Raw genomic sequence first — 15,634 nt, forward strand, 5'->3', positions numbered from 1 at the left:
TCAATTCGGCGAGTCGATCGATGTTCGTTGGCGACGGGTCGTTCCTCGGGCAGGATCGATGAATGCCGAAGCTTCGCGAGGGCCGGATCGTGACGTTCTACTCGTTCGCCGGTGGCTCCGGATGCACGATGGCGCTGGCCAACGTCGCGTGGATCCTCGCGGCCAACGGGCGGCGGGTGCTCGCCGTGGACTGGGACCTGGAGTCGCCGGGGCTGCACAAGTACTTCGACCACTTCCTCGAGCGGCCCGGGCAACCGTGGCCGGAGGAGACCGGCGGGGTGAGCGACCTAATCCGCCGCTTCGAGCGGGCCGGCACCTACGAGCCGCCCCGGCCGCTGCGACTGTCGTGGGAGCACTTCCCGCCCGGCGGCGGCATCGACTACCTGCCCGCGGGCCGGCACGATCCGGCGTTCACACCCTCGCTCGGGGCCATGGACTGGGACGCCTTCTACGCCAAGGGCGGCGGCCTGTTCTTCGACGCGCTGCGCCGGCACATGACGACCAACTACGACCTCACCCTCGTGGACAGCCCCTCCGGGCTCGGCGACCTGGCGCTGGTGTGCGTCTCGCACCTGCCCGACGTCGTGCTCAACTGCTTCACGCTCAGCGGCAAGAGCATCGACGGCGCGGCACAGGCACGCCGCACCATGCGCGGCACGGACCGCCCAGAGCGGATCCTGCCGGTGCCGATGCGGGTCGACCCGGCGCAGCGGGAGCGGGCCGAGGCCGGCCTGCGCACGGCCCGCAAGCGGATGCCGGACCTGCCGACCGGGATGAGCGAGCGGGAGCGCGACGCGTACTGGCGGGCCGTCGAGGTGCCGTACCACCACGCCTACGCGTACGAGGAGACCATGGCCGTGCTGACCGAGCAGCCGGGCCGGCGCGGCTCGGTGCTGGCCGCCTACGAGCGCCTCGCCTGGCACCTCGGCGGCCCCGGCGTGCGGGGGCTGCCGCCGGTCGACGACGGCGTGCGGCACCGCACCGCGGAGGTCTTCCAGCGCCGTCCGGGCGGGCCGGAAGGCCGGCTGGTGGTGCACTACGAGCCGGCCGACCAGGCCTGGGCGGACTGGGTGATCGCGACGCTCGCCGCCGCCGGGCTGCACGTGCAGGACGCCGGCGAGCGGGCCACGCCGGCCCCATCCCCGGAGGCGGGGCGCGAGCTGCGGATCATCTCGGCCGGCCGGGCCGCGGCGGAGGCGGCCCGCCAGCCGGTCGACGCGGCCTCGGCCCGGCCGCCGCTCGGGGTGTACGTCGACGACGTGCCCGCCGTGGCGGCGTTCCCGGAGCCGCCCGCGGTGCGGCTGCGCGGCCTGGCCGAGGGCGACGCCGTCGACCGGCTGCTGCACCTGGCCGGCGGCACCGCCGGGACGCGGCCGCCGGCCGGGCTGCGCTACCCGGGTGCGCCGCCGGTGGTGCGCCGGGTCCCGGACCGCACGGCCGGGTTCACCGGCCGCGAGGCGCAGCTGCGGGCGCTGCGCCGCCGGCTGCTGCGGGCCGGGCAGGCGGGCCCGCACCACGTCACCCCCGTGGTCCTGCACGGCATCGGCGGCGTCGGCAAGACCGCACTCGCGGTCGAATACCTGCACCGCTACGCCGGCGCCTACGACCTGGTGTGGTGGGTGGACTGCGACCGGGCCGAGGCCGGCGTCGCCGACCTGGCGCGGGCGCTCGGGGTCGCACCGGCCGGCGAGGCAGGGGCGAGCGCCGCGGCGCTCTCGGCGCTGCGCCTGGGCGCGCCGCACCGCCGCTGGCTGGTCGTCTTCGACGGCGCGGAGAGCTACCGACAGGTCCGCACGCTGCTGCCGCAGGGCGCCGGGCACGTGGTGATCACCTCGCGGAACCGCTCGTGGGACGGCCGGTTCGCCCGCATGGAGGTCGGGGCGTTCGACCCGAACGACAGCGTGCTGTATCTCGGCCGGCACATGCCGGGCCTGGACCCCGCGGGGGCCGCCGGGATCGCGCGGGCGCTGGGCGACCTGCCGCTGGCGCTGAGCGCCGCGGCCGAGCAGCTGCGCGTCTCCGGCGAGTCCGCCGCGCAGTACCTGCGCCGGATCGAGGACGGCGGGCTGGGCATGCCCGCCGTGGAGGCGGTGTGGGAGCACTCCCTGACCCGGCTGGAGGGCGAGTCCCCGGTCGCCTACCGGCTGCTGCAGCTGTTCTCGGTGCTGCACAGCGACACCGCGACGCACGTCGTGTACAGCGACGCCATGGCCGAGGTGCTCAAGCCCTACGAGAAGCTCGTCGCCGACCGGCTCACCCTGGCCTCACTGGTGCAGCAGATCAGCCGGCTGGGGCTGCTGGAGCCCGACCTGGGCGTCGAGCGGATCCACATGCACCCGCTGCTGCAGCGCGTCGTGCGCGAGCGCACCCCGGCCCCGCAGCAGCCGCAGGTGCGCCATCAGGCCCACGTGGTGCTGGCCGGCCTGGCCAAGGGCCGCGACGTCGACGAGCGCCAGGACTGGCCGCAGCTGGACCTGATCTGGCCGCACCTGGCGGTGTCCCGGGCGGCCGCTTGCCGCGAGGAGGCGGTGCGCGAGCTCGTCCTCGACCGGATCCGCCGGTTGCTGCACGAGGGCGCCCTGGCGCAGGCGGCGGAGCTGGCCGGGCGCACCGAGGCCGAGTGGTCCCAGGACCGGCTGGGCGACCCGGGCGGCGCCGACTGGCAGCTGCTGCACCTGCGCGGCCTGCGCGCCACCGTGCTGCGCGAGCAGGGCCGCTTCGCCGAGGCGCTGCGCACCGACGAGGAGGTGGCCCGGGCGCAGGCCGGGCTGCTCGGCCCGGAGCACCCCAACACGCTGGTGACCCTCGACCGGCTCGTCGCCGACCTGCGGGGGCTCGGCCGCTACACGGAGGCGATGCAGCTCGCGCTGCGGGCGTATCGCTCGTGGTCACGGGCCGTCGGGCGGGACCACGCCCGCACGCTCGACGCGCTCACCGGCCTCGCCACGGCATACCGGGCGGCCGGGCGATACCGGGCGGCCCGCCGCTGCGACGAGCGGGTCGCCCGGCGCCGGCCGTTCCCGGGCCCGGACCGGCACCCGGCGGTGCTGCGCACGGCCGCCGGCCTGGGCCGCGACCTGCGCGACGCCCGCGAGTACACGGCGTCGGTCACCCTGCTGCGCGCGGTCGCGGAGGCCTGCGAGGAGACCCTCGGCCCGGGCGCGCCGGCGACCGTGGCCGCCCGGGCCAACCTGGCGGTGTCGCTGCACGCGGCGGGCCGGCCGCAGGAGGCGGCAGCGCTGCTGGGCGACGCCTGGCTGCGGATGGCCGGCTTCGCCGGGCAGGCCGGCCCGGACGCCCTCGCGTGCCGGCACAGCTGGGGGCTGAGCCTGCTGGCGACCGACCGGGCCGAGCGGGCGCGCGCGGAGCTGGAGCAGGTGCTGCAGCTGTACCGGTCGGGGCTCGGCCGGGGGCACCCGCTGGCGTTGATCGCAGAGGTCAACCTGGCGGTGGCGGCCGCGGCGACGGGCGACCGGGCCAACCTGGCCCTGGCCCGCGAGTCGGCCGCGACGGCCGCCGCCGCCCTGGCCACGGTGCTGCCCGCGGGTCACCCGCACGCCCAGGCCGCGGCCGCGAACGCGGCGGCGCTGGGCGACGGCCCGCCGGGCGCCGCGCCGCAGACGATCGACCCGTACTGACCGAAGCGCGTTTCGCACATCGCGCGTGACCTCCGCGCGAACGGGCAGGTGAGCCGGCATGACCAGGTACAAGGTCGGCTACATCGTCGGTAGCCTCGCGACCGCTTCGATCAACCGCGCGCTGTCCAAGGCGTTGGTTCGGATGGCCCCACCGGAGCTGGAGTTCGTGGAGATCCCGATCAGGGACCTCCCGCTGTACAGTTACGACTACGACGCCGGCTACCCGGCGGAAGGCCGGGCGCTCAAGGACGCCATCGCCTCCGTTGACGCGGTGCTGTTCGTGACCCCGGAGTACAACCGGTCCATCCCCGGCGCGCTGAAGAACGCCATCGACTGGGCGAGCCGCCCGTGGGGGCACAACTCGTTCACGCACAAGCCCACCGCGATCATCGGTGCGTCGCCCGGCAAGATCGGGACCGCGATCGCGCAACAGCACCTGCACGGCGTGCTCAACTACTGCGACTCTCCGCAGATGACGGCCCCGGAGGCGTACATCCGGTTCGAACCCGGCCTGATCACCGACGCCGGCGAGGTCACCGACGCCGGCACGGCCCAGTTCCTGCGGCGCTTCCTGGACCATTTCCAGGCGTTCCTCGCCCGGGTGGTCACCGAGCGCCCCGCTGCGTAGCGCCGTCCCGGGCGCACGCCGGCTACGCGGCGGCGCGCGGGGCCGAGCCGGTGGCGGCGAGCCAGCACATCAGGTCGAGCATGACGGTCAGCGCGTCGAAGTGCGCCTTGCCGTGCTCGATCTCGGCCTTGGCCCCGGCGATGTGCTCGGCGAGCCAGCGGGTGTGGCTGGCTGGCGCGAACTGGTCCTCGGCGCCGTGCCACAGCCGCACCGGGACCCGGATGTCACCCAGGTCGAAGCCCCAGTCGGAGCTCAGCGCCAGCAGGTCGTCGATCCAGCCGCCGGCGCCGGCGCGCACGGCCACGGCGTAGGTCTGCAGCAGCTGGCTCTCGATGCCCGGATCGGCGACGATGCGCCGGTCGGCGCCCGGCATCTCCGGCAGCAGCCGGGTGAGCAGGTGCCGCGGGTCGGCGTTCACCCGGTCCGACTCGTGCCGCAGCTGCGCCTCCATCAGCTCGCCCCCGTCCTCGGCGGCGACGTAGGAGCGCTGGTTGGACGCGGCCATGTCGCGATACCAGTCGAGACCGATCGCGTCGCGGGGTGCGAAGCTGACCAGGGCTGCGGCCCGGGTGACCCGCTCCGGCAGCAGCGCCGCGCAGGCGAGCGCGTGCGGTCCCCCGCCGGAGCGGCCGAGCACGGCGAAGCGGTCCAGGCCCAGCGCGCCCGCCAGCGCGAGCACGTCCTCGGCGGCGTCGGCCACGGTGCGCCGCTCGTGGCGGGTCGAGTCGCCGTAGCCGGGCCGGGAATAGCAGATCAGCCGGATGCCGGCGCGATACAGGACGCTGTTGCGGGGCTTGGGACCGCTGGCGCTGCCCGGCATGCCGTGGTGGAGCACGACCGGCCGCCCGTCGGGCTTGCCCGAGACCTCGTACTGCAGCCTCCGCCCGCCGGCCAAGACGAGCTCGTGCACCGGCGCCCTCCCGTGCGCGCGACAACGAACAATGGCAAAGCGGTAAATATACGAGCCCGACGGCGCTCAATCCAACCGCATATCTAATATTGGCGAGGGTCACCCGCGGATTCGCCGGGTGTCGCCAACTACCCAACGAGGGGGATGTCCGGGCAATCTCTGGACAAGCCCCCGAAGTCTGCGAAAGATGACTCCCCGTGGGCACGCCGATGCGCCAACTGATCTTGAAGATCGAGAGTCGCTGCAATCTGAGCTGCGACTACTGTTACGTCTACGAGAGCATCGACCAGAGCTGGCGCCGGCAGCCGACGGTGATGAGTCCCGAGACCGTCGGGCACATCGCCCGGCGCATCCGCGAACACGCCGCCCAGCAGGGCATCGACGGCCTCGAAGTGGTGCTGCACGGCGGCGAGCCGCTGCTGGCCGGGCACGAGGCCGTCGCCGCGACGCTCGCCACGCTGCGCGACGCGCTACCCGGCGTGCAGTTCCTGATGCAGACCAACGGCATCCTGATCGACGAGGAGTTCCTCGAGCTGTTCCACCGCTACGGGGTGCGGGTGGGGGTGAGCGTCGACGGCGGCCAGGAGGCGACCGACCGGCACCGCCGCTACGCCAACGGCCGCGGCTCCTACGACCGGATCGCGGCCGGCATCGCGAAGCTCATGCGGCCCGAGCACGCGGCCGTCTACAACGGCCTGCTGTGCACGATCGACGTGCGCAACGACCCGGTCGAGGTGTACCAGGCGCTGCTGCGGTTCCGGCCGCCGAAGCTCGACCTGCTGCTGCCGCACGGCAACTGGACCAATCCCCCGCCGCAGCGCGACCGGCCGCTGCGTTACGCGGAGTGGCTCGTGGCCGTGTTCGACGCGTGGTATGACGAGCGTCCCGCGCCGACCCGGATCCGGCTGTTCGAGTCGATCATCGCGCGCATGTTCGGGCTGCCGAGCGAGACCGAGGCGATCGGCGGTGAGGCGCTCGGCATCGTCACGATCGAGACCGACGGCTCATATGAACAGTCCGACGCGCTGAAGACCACCTTCGCGGGTGGCCCAGCGACCGGCCTGCACGTGGCCACCCACGGCTTCGGCGACGTGCTGGAGCACCTGACGCGGGTCGCGCCCGCGAGGCTGCCGTCCGCGTGCGAGCCGTGCCCGGTGGCGGCGATCTGCGGCGGCGGCCTGCGGGCGCATCGGTACGCCGAACCGGCCGCGCACGCCGAGGCCGGCCCGGCCGCCGGGTTCGACAACCCGTCGGTGTACAGCGACGACCTGCGCGCCCTGATCACCCACATTACCGGCCGGGTCCGCACCGACCTGACGATCGGCGCGGTGGTGGCATGAGCGGGCTGAGTCCGGTGCAGTTCGTCGCCGTCGCGTCCGGCTACGGCGACGCCGGTGCGATCGCGGTCCTGGGCGAGGGGCAGCTCGCCAAGCGCAAGACGCTCGTGGCGATGGTCGGCCGCGACGCGCGCGGCACGGAGCACGCCGCGGTGGTCGCCGCGGCGATGGAGGTGCTGGCGCGGGCCGAGGAGGCCGACCCGGCCGCGGTGGACGCGGTGCTGGCCCATCCGCACGTGGACTCCTGGGCGATGGCATGCCTCAACGGCCTGGCCGACCTGGCCGACGGCCGCGCCCCCGCCGACCTCGCGGCGACGGTGGGCCACCTCGCCGCGATCGCGACGGCCGCGGCGCTGGCCTGTGGCGTCGCCTTCGATATCGAGGTGCCCACCCGTTCCGGCGTGGTCGCGGTGCCCGGGCTGGGCGAGGCGGCAGGGCTCGGCGACGGCCCGGCGCGCGCGGTCGGCGACGCGGGGGGCGCCCGCTTCGAGGGGGCGCACGGCGCCGTGGTCCGCGTCGACGGCCCCGGCTGGCGGCCGCGGCGCGTTGTGGCCCTGGCGGGCGGGCACGCGCTGGCGATCGAGGACCAGGACCCGTACCGCGACTGCTACGGCTACCGGCCGCTGCCCTACCTCGGCGAGGCGGAGTCCGACCACCTCGCGAAGCTGCTGCAGGACGCCTGGCTGCTCATCGAGCGGGACCACCCGGCGCACGCGGCGGCGATGCGGGCCGCGCTGCGCTCGGTCGTCCCGGTGAGTCACGGCGGCATGATGGTGAGCTCGGCGTCCCGGCACGCCTACGGCTCGATCGCGATGTCGGTGCCGGACACCGCCGCCGACGTGGCCCTGCTGATGATCCACGAGCACATGCACGCCAAGCTCGGCGGCCTGCTCGACCTGATGGACCTGCACTTCGGCGGGGGTCACGCGTCGCTGTACGCGCCCTGGCGGCTCGATCCCCGCCCGGCCGGGGCGCTGCTGCAGGGCGTCTACGCGCACGCCGGAGTGACCGACTACTGGCGCTGCCGGCGGCGGGCCGCCGAGGGCGACACCGCCCGCGCCGAGGCGCAGTTCGTCTATTGGGGCGAGATGAACCGCCTCGCCGCCCACTCGTTGATCAACAGCGGCGAATTGACGCCGGCCGGTGAACAATTCGTGACGGTCCTCGCGGGGACCCTGGACGGGTGGGTGGCCGAGGAGGTCTACGAGCCCATCGCCTTTCACGCCCGCCTATTCGTACTCGCCCAAACGGTGCGCTGGCGATTGCTGAACTGGCAACCGGACGACGCCGAGCCCGGCCTGCTGCTCGACGCGATCCGCGCCGGGCAGCGCGCGGACCGGCTCGGCCCGGCGGGCACGGTGCCGCACGCCGCGCCCGTCCGCCCGGTCGACGCCACGGGGATCCTCGGCGTGCTGCGCCCGTGGCTGGACGGGCGGACCGACCCGGCCGAGCTGGCCGGTTCGGGCGAACCGGCTGGTCCCGGCCTTGACGACGCGGGCGCGATGCTGCTGCGCCACGACCCGGACGGCGCCGGCCGGGCCTGCCTGGCACGGCTGGATCGCGACGGCGCCGACGTGGACGCGTGGCTCGGCCTGGCGATCGCGCGGGCGTGGATCGGGCACCGTGAGCGCCGGCCGGACCCCGTCGCTGAACTGCTGGAGCGCCGCCCCGACGTCGCCCGCGCCGCCGTGCTCAAATTGCAATCCGCGGATTCCCGGCACGCGGCCAGGGAACTCCTCGCGGGCCTGGTGTCTGCGCCCAGAGGCGCCTAGATCCTTCGCCGGAGTGTGCCATACTTCTGCCGTGGTAATGGCATGCCGCCACCCGGCAGAGTGCCAGCGCGATCGACGACGCCGTCATCCAGAACGGGTAACGCCGCCGACACGTTGACAGGGCAGCATTGGAAACGGCAATGCAGAGACCATCCCCGGGTTCGCCTGACGGGGGGATCACCTTTCAATACCCGAAGCACTCTCATCCAAGGTGGAAGCATGTACGAAGCAGGGGCGCGCGACGCCGCGGGCGCCGGTGAACGCGAAGAATTAGTCCGACTCGCACACCAGCGGCTGCAGACCGTCGTGCTGAAGGCGGAGACCACGACGACGCTCGACAGCGTGATGCAACGGCTGTTCGACCGGGACCACCGCGAACTGCTCACCTACTCGGCCTTCGGGTCCTCCCTCTAACGCTTGCGCCGAGCGGCACCCGAGGAGGGTGACGCCGGCCGAAACCGGCGCCAGCCCTCACCGCAGCGGCCGCACCGGACCGACACACGCCGCCCGGCGGGCACCGCGAATCCGCGGAGATCCGCCGGGCGTCGGTCGTTTCGGGGTCGCCACGACGGCCAACGGCAAGGGCCGGGGCGGTGGTCACCACGCGACCACGGCCCCGGCCCTTCGTCGTGCGGCACCGGGCTTACGTCGGCGGCGGGGAGATGTCGCAGTTGAGGCGACGGCCCTCCTTGATCGCCACGGTGTTGGGGTGGTTCTCGCCGAGCGTGCGCCGGCTGCGTTCGAGCGTGACCTTGTACAGCTCCTCAGCGCTCGCGCCGGCGCCGGTCCGGCGGCGGCTCACCACGAGGTTGGCCGACGCGGCGAGCGTGTCGGGGTTGTCCTCGCCGAGAACCTTCTCGAATATCAGCCGGACGGGCTCCTCGATCTCGCGGGCGCCGTGCACGTCGCCGTCGTCGAACAGCACGTTGGCGAGGTTGATCCGGCTCGACAGGGTGTACGGATGCTCGGGGCCGACCGCCTGATCGAACCGGTCGCACGCCTGGCGCGAGAACGCCCGGGCGTCATCGGCACGCTGGTTGAGCCGCGCGAAGATCGCCAGGTTGTTCAGCGCGGCGAGCCGGAACGGGTGCTTCTCGTCGTACAGGCTCTCGTAGCCGGCCAGCACCTGCCGGGCGACGCGCTCGGCCGCGTCGCCGTTGCCCAGCGCCGACTCCTCGAACGCCGCGTTCATGAGGCACGACAGCGTGTCGGGGTGCTCCTCGCCGTGGATGTCCCGGTACCGCTGCAGGGTGTCGTTCGTCAGCTGCCGGGCCGCGCGGATGTCGCCGAGCTTGCGCAGGGTCACGGCCATGTTCTTGGCCGCGCGCAGGGTCGCCGGGGCCGAGTCGCCGAGCAGGTTGCGGTACATCTGCAGCGTCGACTCGAGCAGCTCCCGCGAGTCGTCGAACCGGCCGATGGCTCGCAGGTCGTGGGCGTAGTTGTTCGCGGCGAGCAGGGTGTTGAGGTTGCGCTCGCCGAAGATGCGCCGCCGGCGGGCGAGCGTGTCCTCGTCGTAGGCGGCCGCCCCCTTGAAGTCGCCGACCAGCCGCAGCGACACCGCCACGTTGTTGGCGGCGAGCAGGGTGCGGTCGTGCTCGTCGCCGAACGTGCGCTGTGCCCGGGCGTAGGTCTCCTCGGCCAGTGCGCGGGCCTCCTCGTAGCGCCCGAGCGCGCGCAGGTCCGCGGCGAGGCCACCGGCGGTCATGACGATGTAGGGGTCGTCCTCCTCCTCGACCTTCTCCTTGAGCAGCTCCAGCGCCCGGCTGTCGATCTCCAGCGCCCGGTCGAACTCGGCCTGCGAGCGCAGCGCGTTGCCCAGGTGGAAGTCGAGCAGGAGGGTGACCTGGTCCTCGCCGATGCGCGGGTCGGCACGCCAGATCGCGACGGTCTCCTCGGCGAGCTCCTGGCTGCTGCTGAAGTCGCCGCGCGACCACAGATACCGCACCACGTCGACGACGAACAGCCGCACCGACGGATCGGAGGAGGAGTTCGCCTGGGAGCCGCGCACGTGCGGCAGGAGCCGGGCGTACGCGGGCCAGCTGGGCACCTCGTCCGGATCTGCGCGCTCGGCGGTGGCCAGCACCTGGTGGACGTGGCGGCGGTTCTCCTCCCGCTCCTGCGCCGAGAGGCTGCCCTGGATCACGGCCTGGACGAGGCGGTGGATCTGCATGATGGTCTGGCCGGAGTCGACCGAGGCGAGGGCGTACCGGCCGATCTGGCGGATCAGCCGGCCCTGCCGGATCGGGTCGTGCAGCGCCGGGTCGTACGGCAGCAGCGGCTGGGTGAAGCGCGGCGTGTACAGCAGCCGGGTCGGGATCGCCTCGGGCGCGAAGAACGCACAGATCTCCAGCAGCTTGGCCGCGGCCGGAGACTGCTTGCGCAGCTGCTCCAGCGACAGCTGCCAGGTCGCCGCGGTGGTCTGCTCGTAGCCGACCGGCGGGTTCTCGGCGAGGATGCGCAGCGGCTGGGTGTCCAGCAGCTCAAGGTAGCGGCTCACCGGCATGCCGGTCTCCGACAGCCAGGCCGCGGCCTGCTCGATCGCCAGCGGCAGGTCGCCGAGCCGGTTCGCGACCGCCTCAGCATCGGCGATGGCCAGGCCCGACACCCGCCGGGTGAGGAACGTGATGCTCTCCGCCCGGGTGAACGTGGTGATCTCCACGACGTGGGCGTCCTGCGTCCACTCCTGGTTGCGGGAGGTGAGCAGCACGTGGCCGCTGCCCTGCGGGACGAACTCGCGGATCGTCTCCGGATCGCCGACGTTGTCGAAGATGAGCAGCCAGCGCTTGAACGGCCGGCCCTGGCGCAGCGCGTCGCGGACCATCCGCACGCTCTCGCCGAGGGTGTCGGCCTCCTGCAGCTTCAGGTCCTTGGCCAGCTCGCCGAGCGCGGAGCGGACCTGCGAGACCTGCTCGGCGGAGATCCACCAGACCAGGTCGTAGTCGGCGGCGAAGCGGTACGCGTACTCGATCGCCACCTGCGTCTTGCCGACGCCGCCGAGGCCGTACAGCGCCTGCGGCACGACCACGGTGACGCTCGCGGACAGCCGGTCGCGCAGCCTCTCCAGGGTGTCGCGGCGGCCGGTGAAGGCCGGGTTGCGCTGCGGGAGGTTCCAGATCGGCGGCAGCGCGCCGGGGAAGCGCGGCCCGCCGGTGTCCTCGGCCTCGGCGGGGCGCCCGACCGTGTGCAGGGTGGCGCCGACCGCGGTGAGCACCGACTCGTGGGCGCGCTCCTTGGGCAGGTTGGCCAGGTCGACCGGCAGCCGCTCGGTGAACGGCGCCGCGAGGCGGGTGCTGTCCAGCCGGATCGGCACGACCGCGGGCGCCCCGGCCGCGGCGCGGCTGTCCAGCAGCTGCCACAGCTGGGGGGCCTGCGGCGAGGAGACGTAGTCCTTGGACAGCAGCACCAGCGTCCGGCCGACACTGGCCAGGCGCCGCTCCAGCTCGGTGGTGAAGTGCTGGCCGGTGACGGAGTCGATGTCGTGCAGCGCGACGCGCATCCCGGCGTCGACGAGCCGCTGCTGAATCCACTCCGCCCACATGCGGTCCACGGCGGCGTAGCTGATGAGCACGTCGGAGGCGCTGCTGGGGCGGGGCCGCTCGAACTCGAACAGCCAGTGGCGGCGCTTGGCCTCGTCGATGGCCGGCATCTCGCGCACCGCGCCGTCGGTGAGCACCCCGGCGAGCCGCTCGAACGCGGCCAGCAGCGAGGTCTCCAGCCGGGGCCGCTCGGCGAAGGTCGCGAGGATCTCCTCGTAGGCGAAGTACGGCTTGTAGGGCACCTCGACGTCGCCCCAGTACCGGTTGGCCTCGTCGGGGCTGCGGTGCTCCAGGAACGGCCGGAACCGCTGCCGGGCGTGGTCGCGGCCGATGTCGAGCTTGACCTGCTCGGCGTCCTCGACCCGCATCAGCACCGGCAGGAACCGGATCGGCCGGCCGCGGCGCTGCTGGCGGATCGACTCGCTGACCGCGACGGCGCCGTCGACGCTCTGGATGCTCAGCGTGAAGCAGTTGACAACCGTGTCGGGCAGCAGCACCGTGCACACCCCGGCGGCGTCGGACAGGCCGGTGCGGCTGTCGATGAGCACGTAGTCGTAGTGCTCGCGCATGTTGCGGGCCAGCGCGTCGATGAACGCGGCGCCCGGCAGCCGGTCGTAGAACTTCGGCCAGTCGAACGTGCTCACCGCGGGGGCGTACGAGCGGTTCTGCCGGCCGGAGGGCAGCAGGTCGATGCCGCCCCCGTCCGGGAACGCCCACTCCAGCGACACGGCGTGGTCGAGCACCTGGGCCTGCTCGTCGACCCACTCGAGGTCGTCGTCGCGGTCGGGCTGCAGCGCGGCGGTGACGAACTCGGTGAGCATCTCGATGACGCCCGGGGAGTTGCGCAGCTCCTTGTCCAGCAGGAACGGGTGAAAGTAGCGATGCAGGCCCGGCGACTCCAGGTCCCAGTCGACGGCGAGCACGCGATGGCCGTTGCTGGCCAGGATCCACGCGACGTTGGCCAGCGTCATGGTGCGGCCGGAGCCACCCTTGTACGAGTAGAAGGTCACGATCTGGCCGGACGCCCGGGCCTCGTCTGTCTCGGTCATCGTGCCTCCTACGGTCCTTCGAGGATGGGGCGCGGGGCGTAGTGGCCCGGGGGCGGGCGGCGGAAGACTCGGCCGTCGGCGACGAGGCGGTTGCGCGCCTCGGCGAGCACGACGGCGAGGTCGGCCTCGAACGACGGGCCGGTCAGCACGCTGCGGCGCAGCATCACCTCGTCGAGGCGGCGCTCGCTGTTGCCGAGCGTGTCGTGCATGAGCCCGGCCAGCCGGCCGCTGTGCTCCTGGGTCTGCACGTCGCCGGCGCTCATCACGACGAGCATCGCCGAGACGTGCTCGCGATGATGGTCGTACTCCAGCAGCAGGTCCCGGTGGGCCGGCACGTCGGCGCTCCACGGGTCGACGAGCAGCACCACGACGTGGTTGTGCTGCTGCGCCACCTTGACCCGGTCGCCGAGGTGCTCCAGGCCGGTGAACAGCGACTCGAAGCCGAGCTCGGAGGCGACCTTCTGCGCGTACTCCCGCAGCGGCCGCGCCTGCACCGGCCGGAACGGCGCCCAGTCCAGCGGGTCCTCGCCGTAGAACCCGGCGTCGCGCTCGATCCCCGCGGCGTCGGTGCTGGACGGCGCGGCGATGACGAAGTGGATCGTCTGGCCGGTGCCGAAGCGCGGCGGCAGCTCGCCGCCGGCGTCCGGGCCGGTCTTGACGGGGTGGAACGCGCTCTCCAGCCGCTCGAAGTCCAGCTGGGTGGACCCGCGCGGCGGTGGCGTGCCCGCGGCGGCGACGATGCGCTCGGCGACGGTGGACAGAAAGTCGATGTAGGCGTCGTGCATGCGCTGCAGCCGCAGCAGCTGCCGCAGCCCGCGCCGCCGGTAGTCCTCCTCCTGCACGTCCAGGTCGTAGTGGACCACCTTGGCCACGTCGGGCAGCTCCCGCGGCGGCAGCCACACCACCGGGATCAGTCCGTTGACCGGCATGCCGTCATCGCGCGGCGCGGCGCGCGAGCGCATTTCGAACATCGTCCATTCCTTGCCGCACGGCTGGCTGAGGAAGTACGCCGGGGAATACAGCGCGAGGAAACAGGAGCACTCGGAGATCGCATTGACGAGTGCCTGCGGCCAGTTCTGACCCGGCTCGATGTTGTGATTATCCAGGAAACCGACTTCGGCGTCCCGGTCGAGCCCGGCGTGGACGCGGACCTCGCTGCACAGATCGTTGTAGAAGCGCCTGACGAACAGATCGTCGGGCCCGCGGGCGTAGCTGAGAAAAAAATACAGCACACGTCCTCCGCGGGCATGACGGATTCGACCCCCTGAAACTTCATTATATAGATCAACGTCCAAGGCAACAGCCCCGCCGAACCGTGTACCGGCGGGGGTGACCCGTCATCGTCCTAACCGACGAGCCGTTCCGGCCAGGTCGCCGGGCGGGCCCTGGCCGGGGCTTACTACGCATCGATCTTGCACTTGTGGTGCCTGACAAACCCGGCATTCACGGAGTGTCTCGGCACCACAACTGCAAGATAGACGAGGGTGACTCCGGTCAACGTTGGTGGCCGGCGGCGGCGAACGGCACCGTGTCGATGCCGAGGGCCAGGGCGACGGCGCCGAGCGCGGCGGCGCGCAGCGACAGCGCGCTCCGCACGACCTCGACGGCCTCGGCGGCGGCCGCGAGCGCGGTCTCGGCCAGGCCGCGCTGCAGCGGCTCGCGCAGCAGGTCGGTGGCGGCACCGAGCTCGTCGCCGAGCAGCACCCGCTGCGGGTTGATGAGGTTGACCAGGTTGCCCAGCGCATATCCCAGCTGCGTGCCCGCGTCCATGATGAGCCGCCGGCAGCCGGGGTCACCGGCGTGCGCGTACTCGATCAGGCCGCCGAGGTCGTGCAGCTCCGGGTGGGTCTGGCGGGCGTGGGCGAGCAGCACCCGACCGCCGACGGCGAGCTCGACGCAGCCGCGGTTGCCGCACCGGCACACCGCGCCGCGGGCGTCGAGCGTGACGTGGCCGAGCTCGCCGGCGGTGCCGGCGGCGCCGCGGTAGAGCCGGCCGTCCAGGACGATCCCGGCGCCGATACCGGTGGCGAGCTTGACGTAGACGAGGTCGGTGCAGCCGCGGCCGGCGCCCCAGACGGCCTCGCCGAGGGCCGCGAGGTTGGCGTCATTGTCGACCCGCACCGGCAGGCCCAGCCGGGCGCCGAGCTCGTCGGCGGGGCGCAGGTCGGCCCAGCCCGGCAGCATCGGCGGCGAGCCGATACGCCAGTCGCGGGTGATCGGGGCGGGCACGCCGAGCCCGACGCAGATGACCTCGTCGCGGGTGGCGCCGATGTCGCCCAGCGCGGCGTCGACGAGCGAGACGGCGAGCTCGAGCGCGTCCAGCGGCCGGTCGTCGATGTCGAAGTCGGTGCGGGCCGCGCGCTCGGCGAGGACGGCGTGGCCCAGGTCGGCGACGGCGACGCGCACGTGCCGGCGGCCGATGTCGGCGCCGACGGCGATGCCGGCGCGGCGGGTCAGCCGCACCACGGAGGCGGGGCGCCCGCCGACGGGCCGGGCGGCCGCGCCGACCCGCTCGCTGACGAGCCCGGCGCCGCCGAGGTCGGTGAGCACGGCCGAGACGGTCGGGCGCGACAGGCCGCTGAGGGTGACGAGCTCGGCCCGGGTGCGTGGCCCATACAGGCGCAGGGTCTGCGCGACCCGCCCGGCCGTCCCGCCCAGATCGCGGCGCCACAGGTCGCGGGGATGCGTCTGCCGCGCCGCCACGGCGCGTAATCCTGCATGTCCGTCAAGAGTTATGTCAAGGCCTTACCGAACCTCTGCCCGC

At 73.3% G+C, this 15,634-nt stretch carries 9 protein-coding genes; 5 read left to right on the plus strand and 4 right to left on the minus strand.

The annotated features are described in order from the left end of the window. The first annotated feature begins 62 nt into the window (after positions 1–62). Together fxsT (AB0367_RS05975) and AB0367_RS05980 are read left to right on the plus strand one after the other, a co-directional pair. Positions 63–3,638, plus strand: a complete 3,576-nt coding sequence (gene fxsT / locus AB0367_RS05975) for an FxSxx-COOH system tetratricopeptide repeat protein (protein WP_366225042.1) — start codon at positions 63–65, stop codon at positions 3,636–3,638. Between the two features lie 58 nt (positions 3,639–3,696). Further along, complete coding sequence (locus tag AB0367_RS05980) at positions 3,697–4,266, plus strand: NADPH-dependent FMN reductase (RefSeq protein WP_366225043.1); 570 nt, start codon at positions 3,697–3,699, stop codon at positions 4,264–4,266. Between the two features lie 22 nt (positions 4,267–4,288). Here AB0367_RS05980 and AB0367_RS05985 read toward each other — a convergent pair whose 3' ends face one another. Beyond that, a complete protein-coding gene (locus AB0367_RS05985) occupies positions 4,289–5,176 on the minus strand; it encodes an alpha/beta hydrolase (RefSeq protein WP_366225044.1) in 888 nt (295 codons plus the stop codon). Positions 5,177–5,373: 197 nt separating this feature from the next. On the opposite strand from AB0367_RS05985, the gene AB0367_RS05990 reads away from it, so the two are divergent. The 3 genes from AB0367_RS05990 to AB0367_RS06000 all read left to right on the plus strand — a co-directional run bounded on the left by AB0367_RS05990 (position 5,374) and on the right by AB0367_RS06000 (position 8,699). Beyond that, positions 5,374–6,516, plus strand: a complete 1,143-nt coding sequence (locus AB0367_RS05990) for an FxsB family cyclophane-forming radical SAM/SPASM peptide maturase (protein ID WP_366225045.1) — start codon at positions 5,374–5,376, stop codon at positions 6,514–6,516. Continuing rightward, a complete protein-coding gene (locus tag AB0367_RS05995) occupies positions 6,513–8,285 on the plus strand; it encodes an HEXXH motif-containing putative peptide modification protein (RefSeq protein ID WP_366225046.1) in 1,773 nt (590 codons plus the stop codon). Before AB0367_RS05990 ends, AB0367_RS05995 begins: the two co-directional genes overlap by 4 nt. A 219-nt stretch (positions 8,286–8,504) precedes the next feature. Beyond that, positions 8,505–8,699, plus strand: coding sequence for a hypothetical protein (locus tag AB0367_RS06000; protein ID WP_366225047.1), 195 nt, complete (start codon positions 8,505–8,507; stop codon positions 8,697–8,699). Positions 8,700–8,928: 229 nt separating this feature from the next. Here the strand turns inward: AB0367_RS06000 and fxsT (AB0367_RS06005) are convergent, their stop codons facing one another. From fxsT (AB0367_RS06005) to AB0367_RS06015, 3 genes are all read right to left on the minus strand, one after another. Then, on the minus strand, positions 8,929–12,870 hold the full coding sequence (gene fxsT / locus AB0367_RS06005) for an FxSxx-COOH system tetratricopeptide repeat protein (protein ID WP_366225048.1): 3,942 nt from the start codon (positions 12,868–12,870) through the stop codon (positions 8,929–8,931). Positions 12,871–12,878: 8 nt separating this feature from the next. Then, a complete protein-coding gene (locus tag AB0367_RS06010; RefSeq protein WP_366225049.1) occupies positions 12,879–14,102 on the minus strand; it encodes a TIR-like protein FxsC in 1,224 nt (407 codons plus the stop codon). A 262-nt stretch (positions 14,103–14,364) separates the two neighbouring features. Further along, positions 14,365–15,573, minus strand: coding sequence for an ROK family protein (locus tag AB0367_RS06015; RefSeq protein ID WP_366225050.1), 1,209 nt, complete (start codon positions 15,571–15,573; stop codon positions 14,365–14,367). Positions 15,574–15,634 lie beyond the last annotated feature (61 nt).

Origin of the sequence: Dactylosporangium sp. NPDC051484, from assembly GCF_040689395.1 — a bacterium.
Taxonomy (GTDB): Bacteria; Actinomycetota; Actinomycetes; order Mycobacteriales; family Micromonosporaceae; genus Dactylosporangium.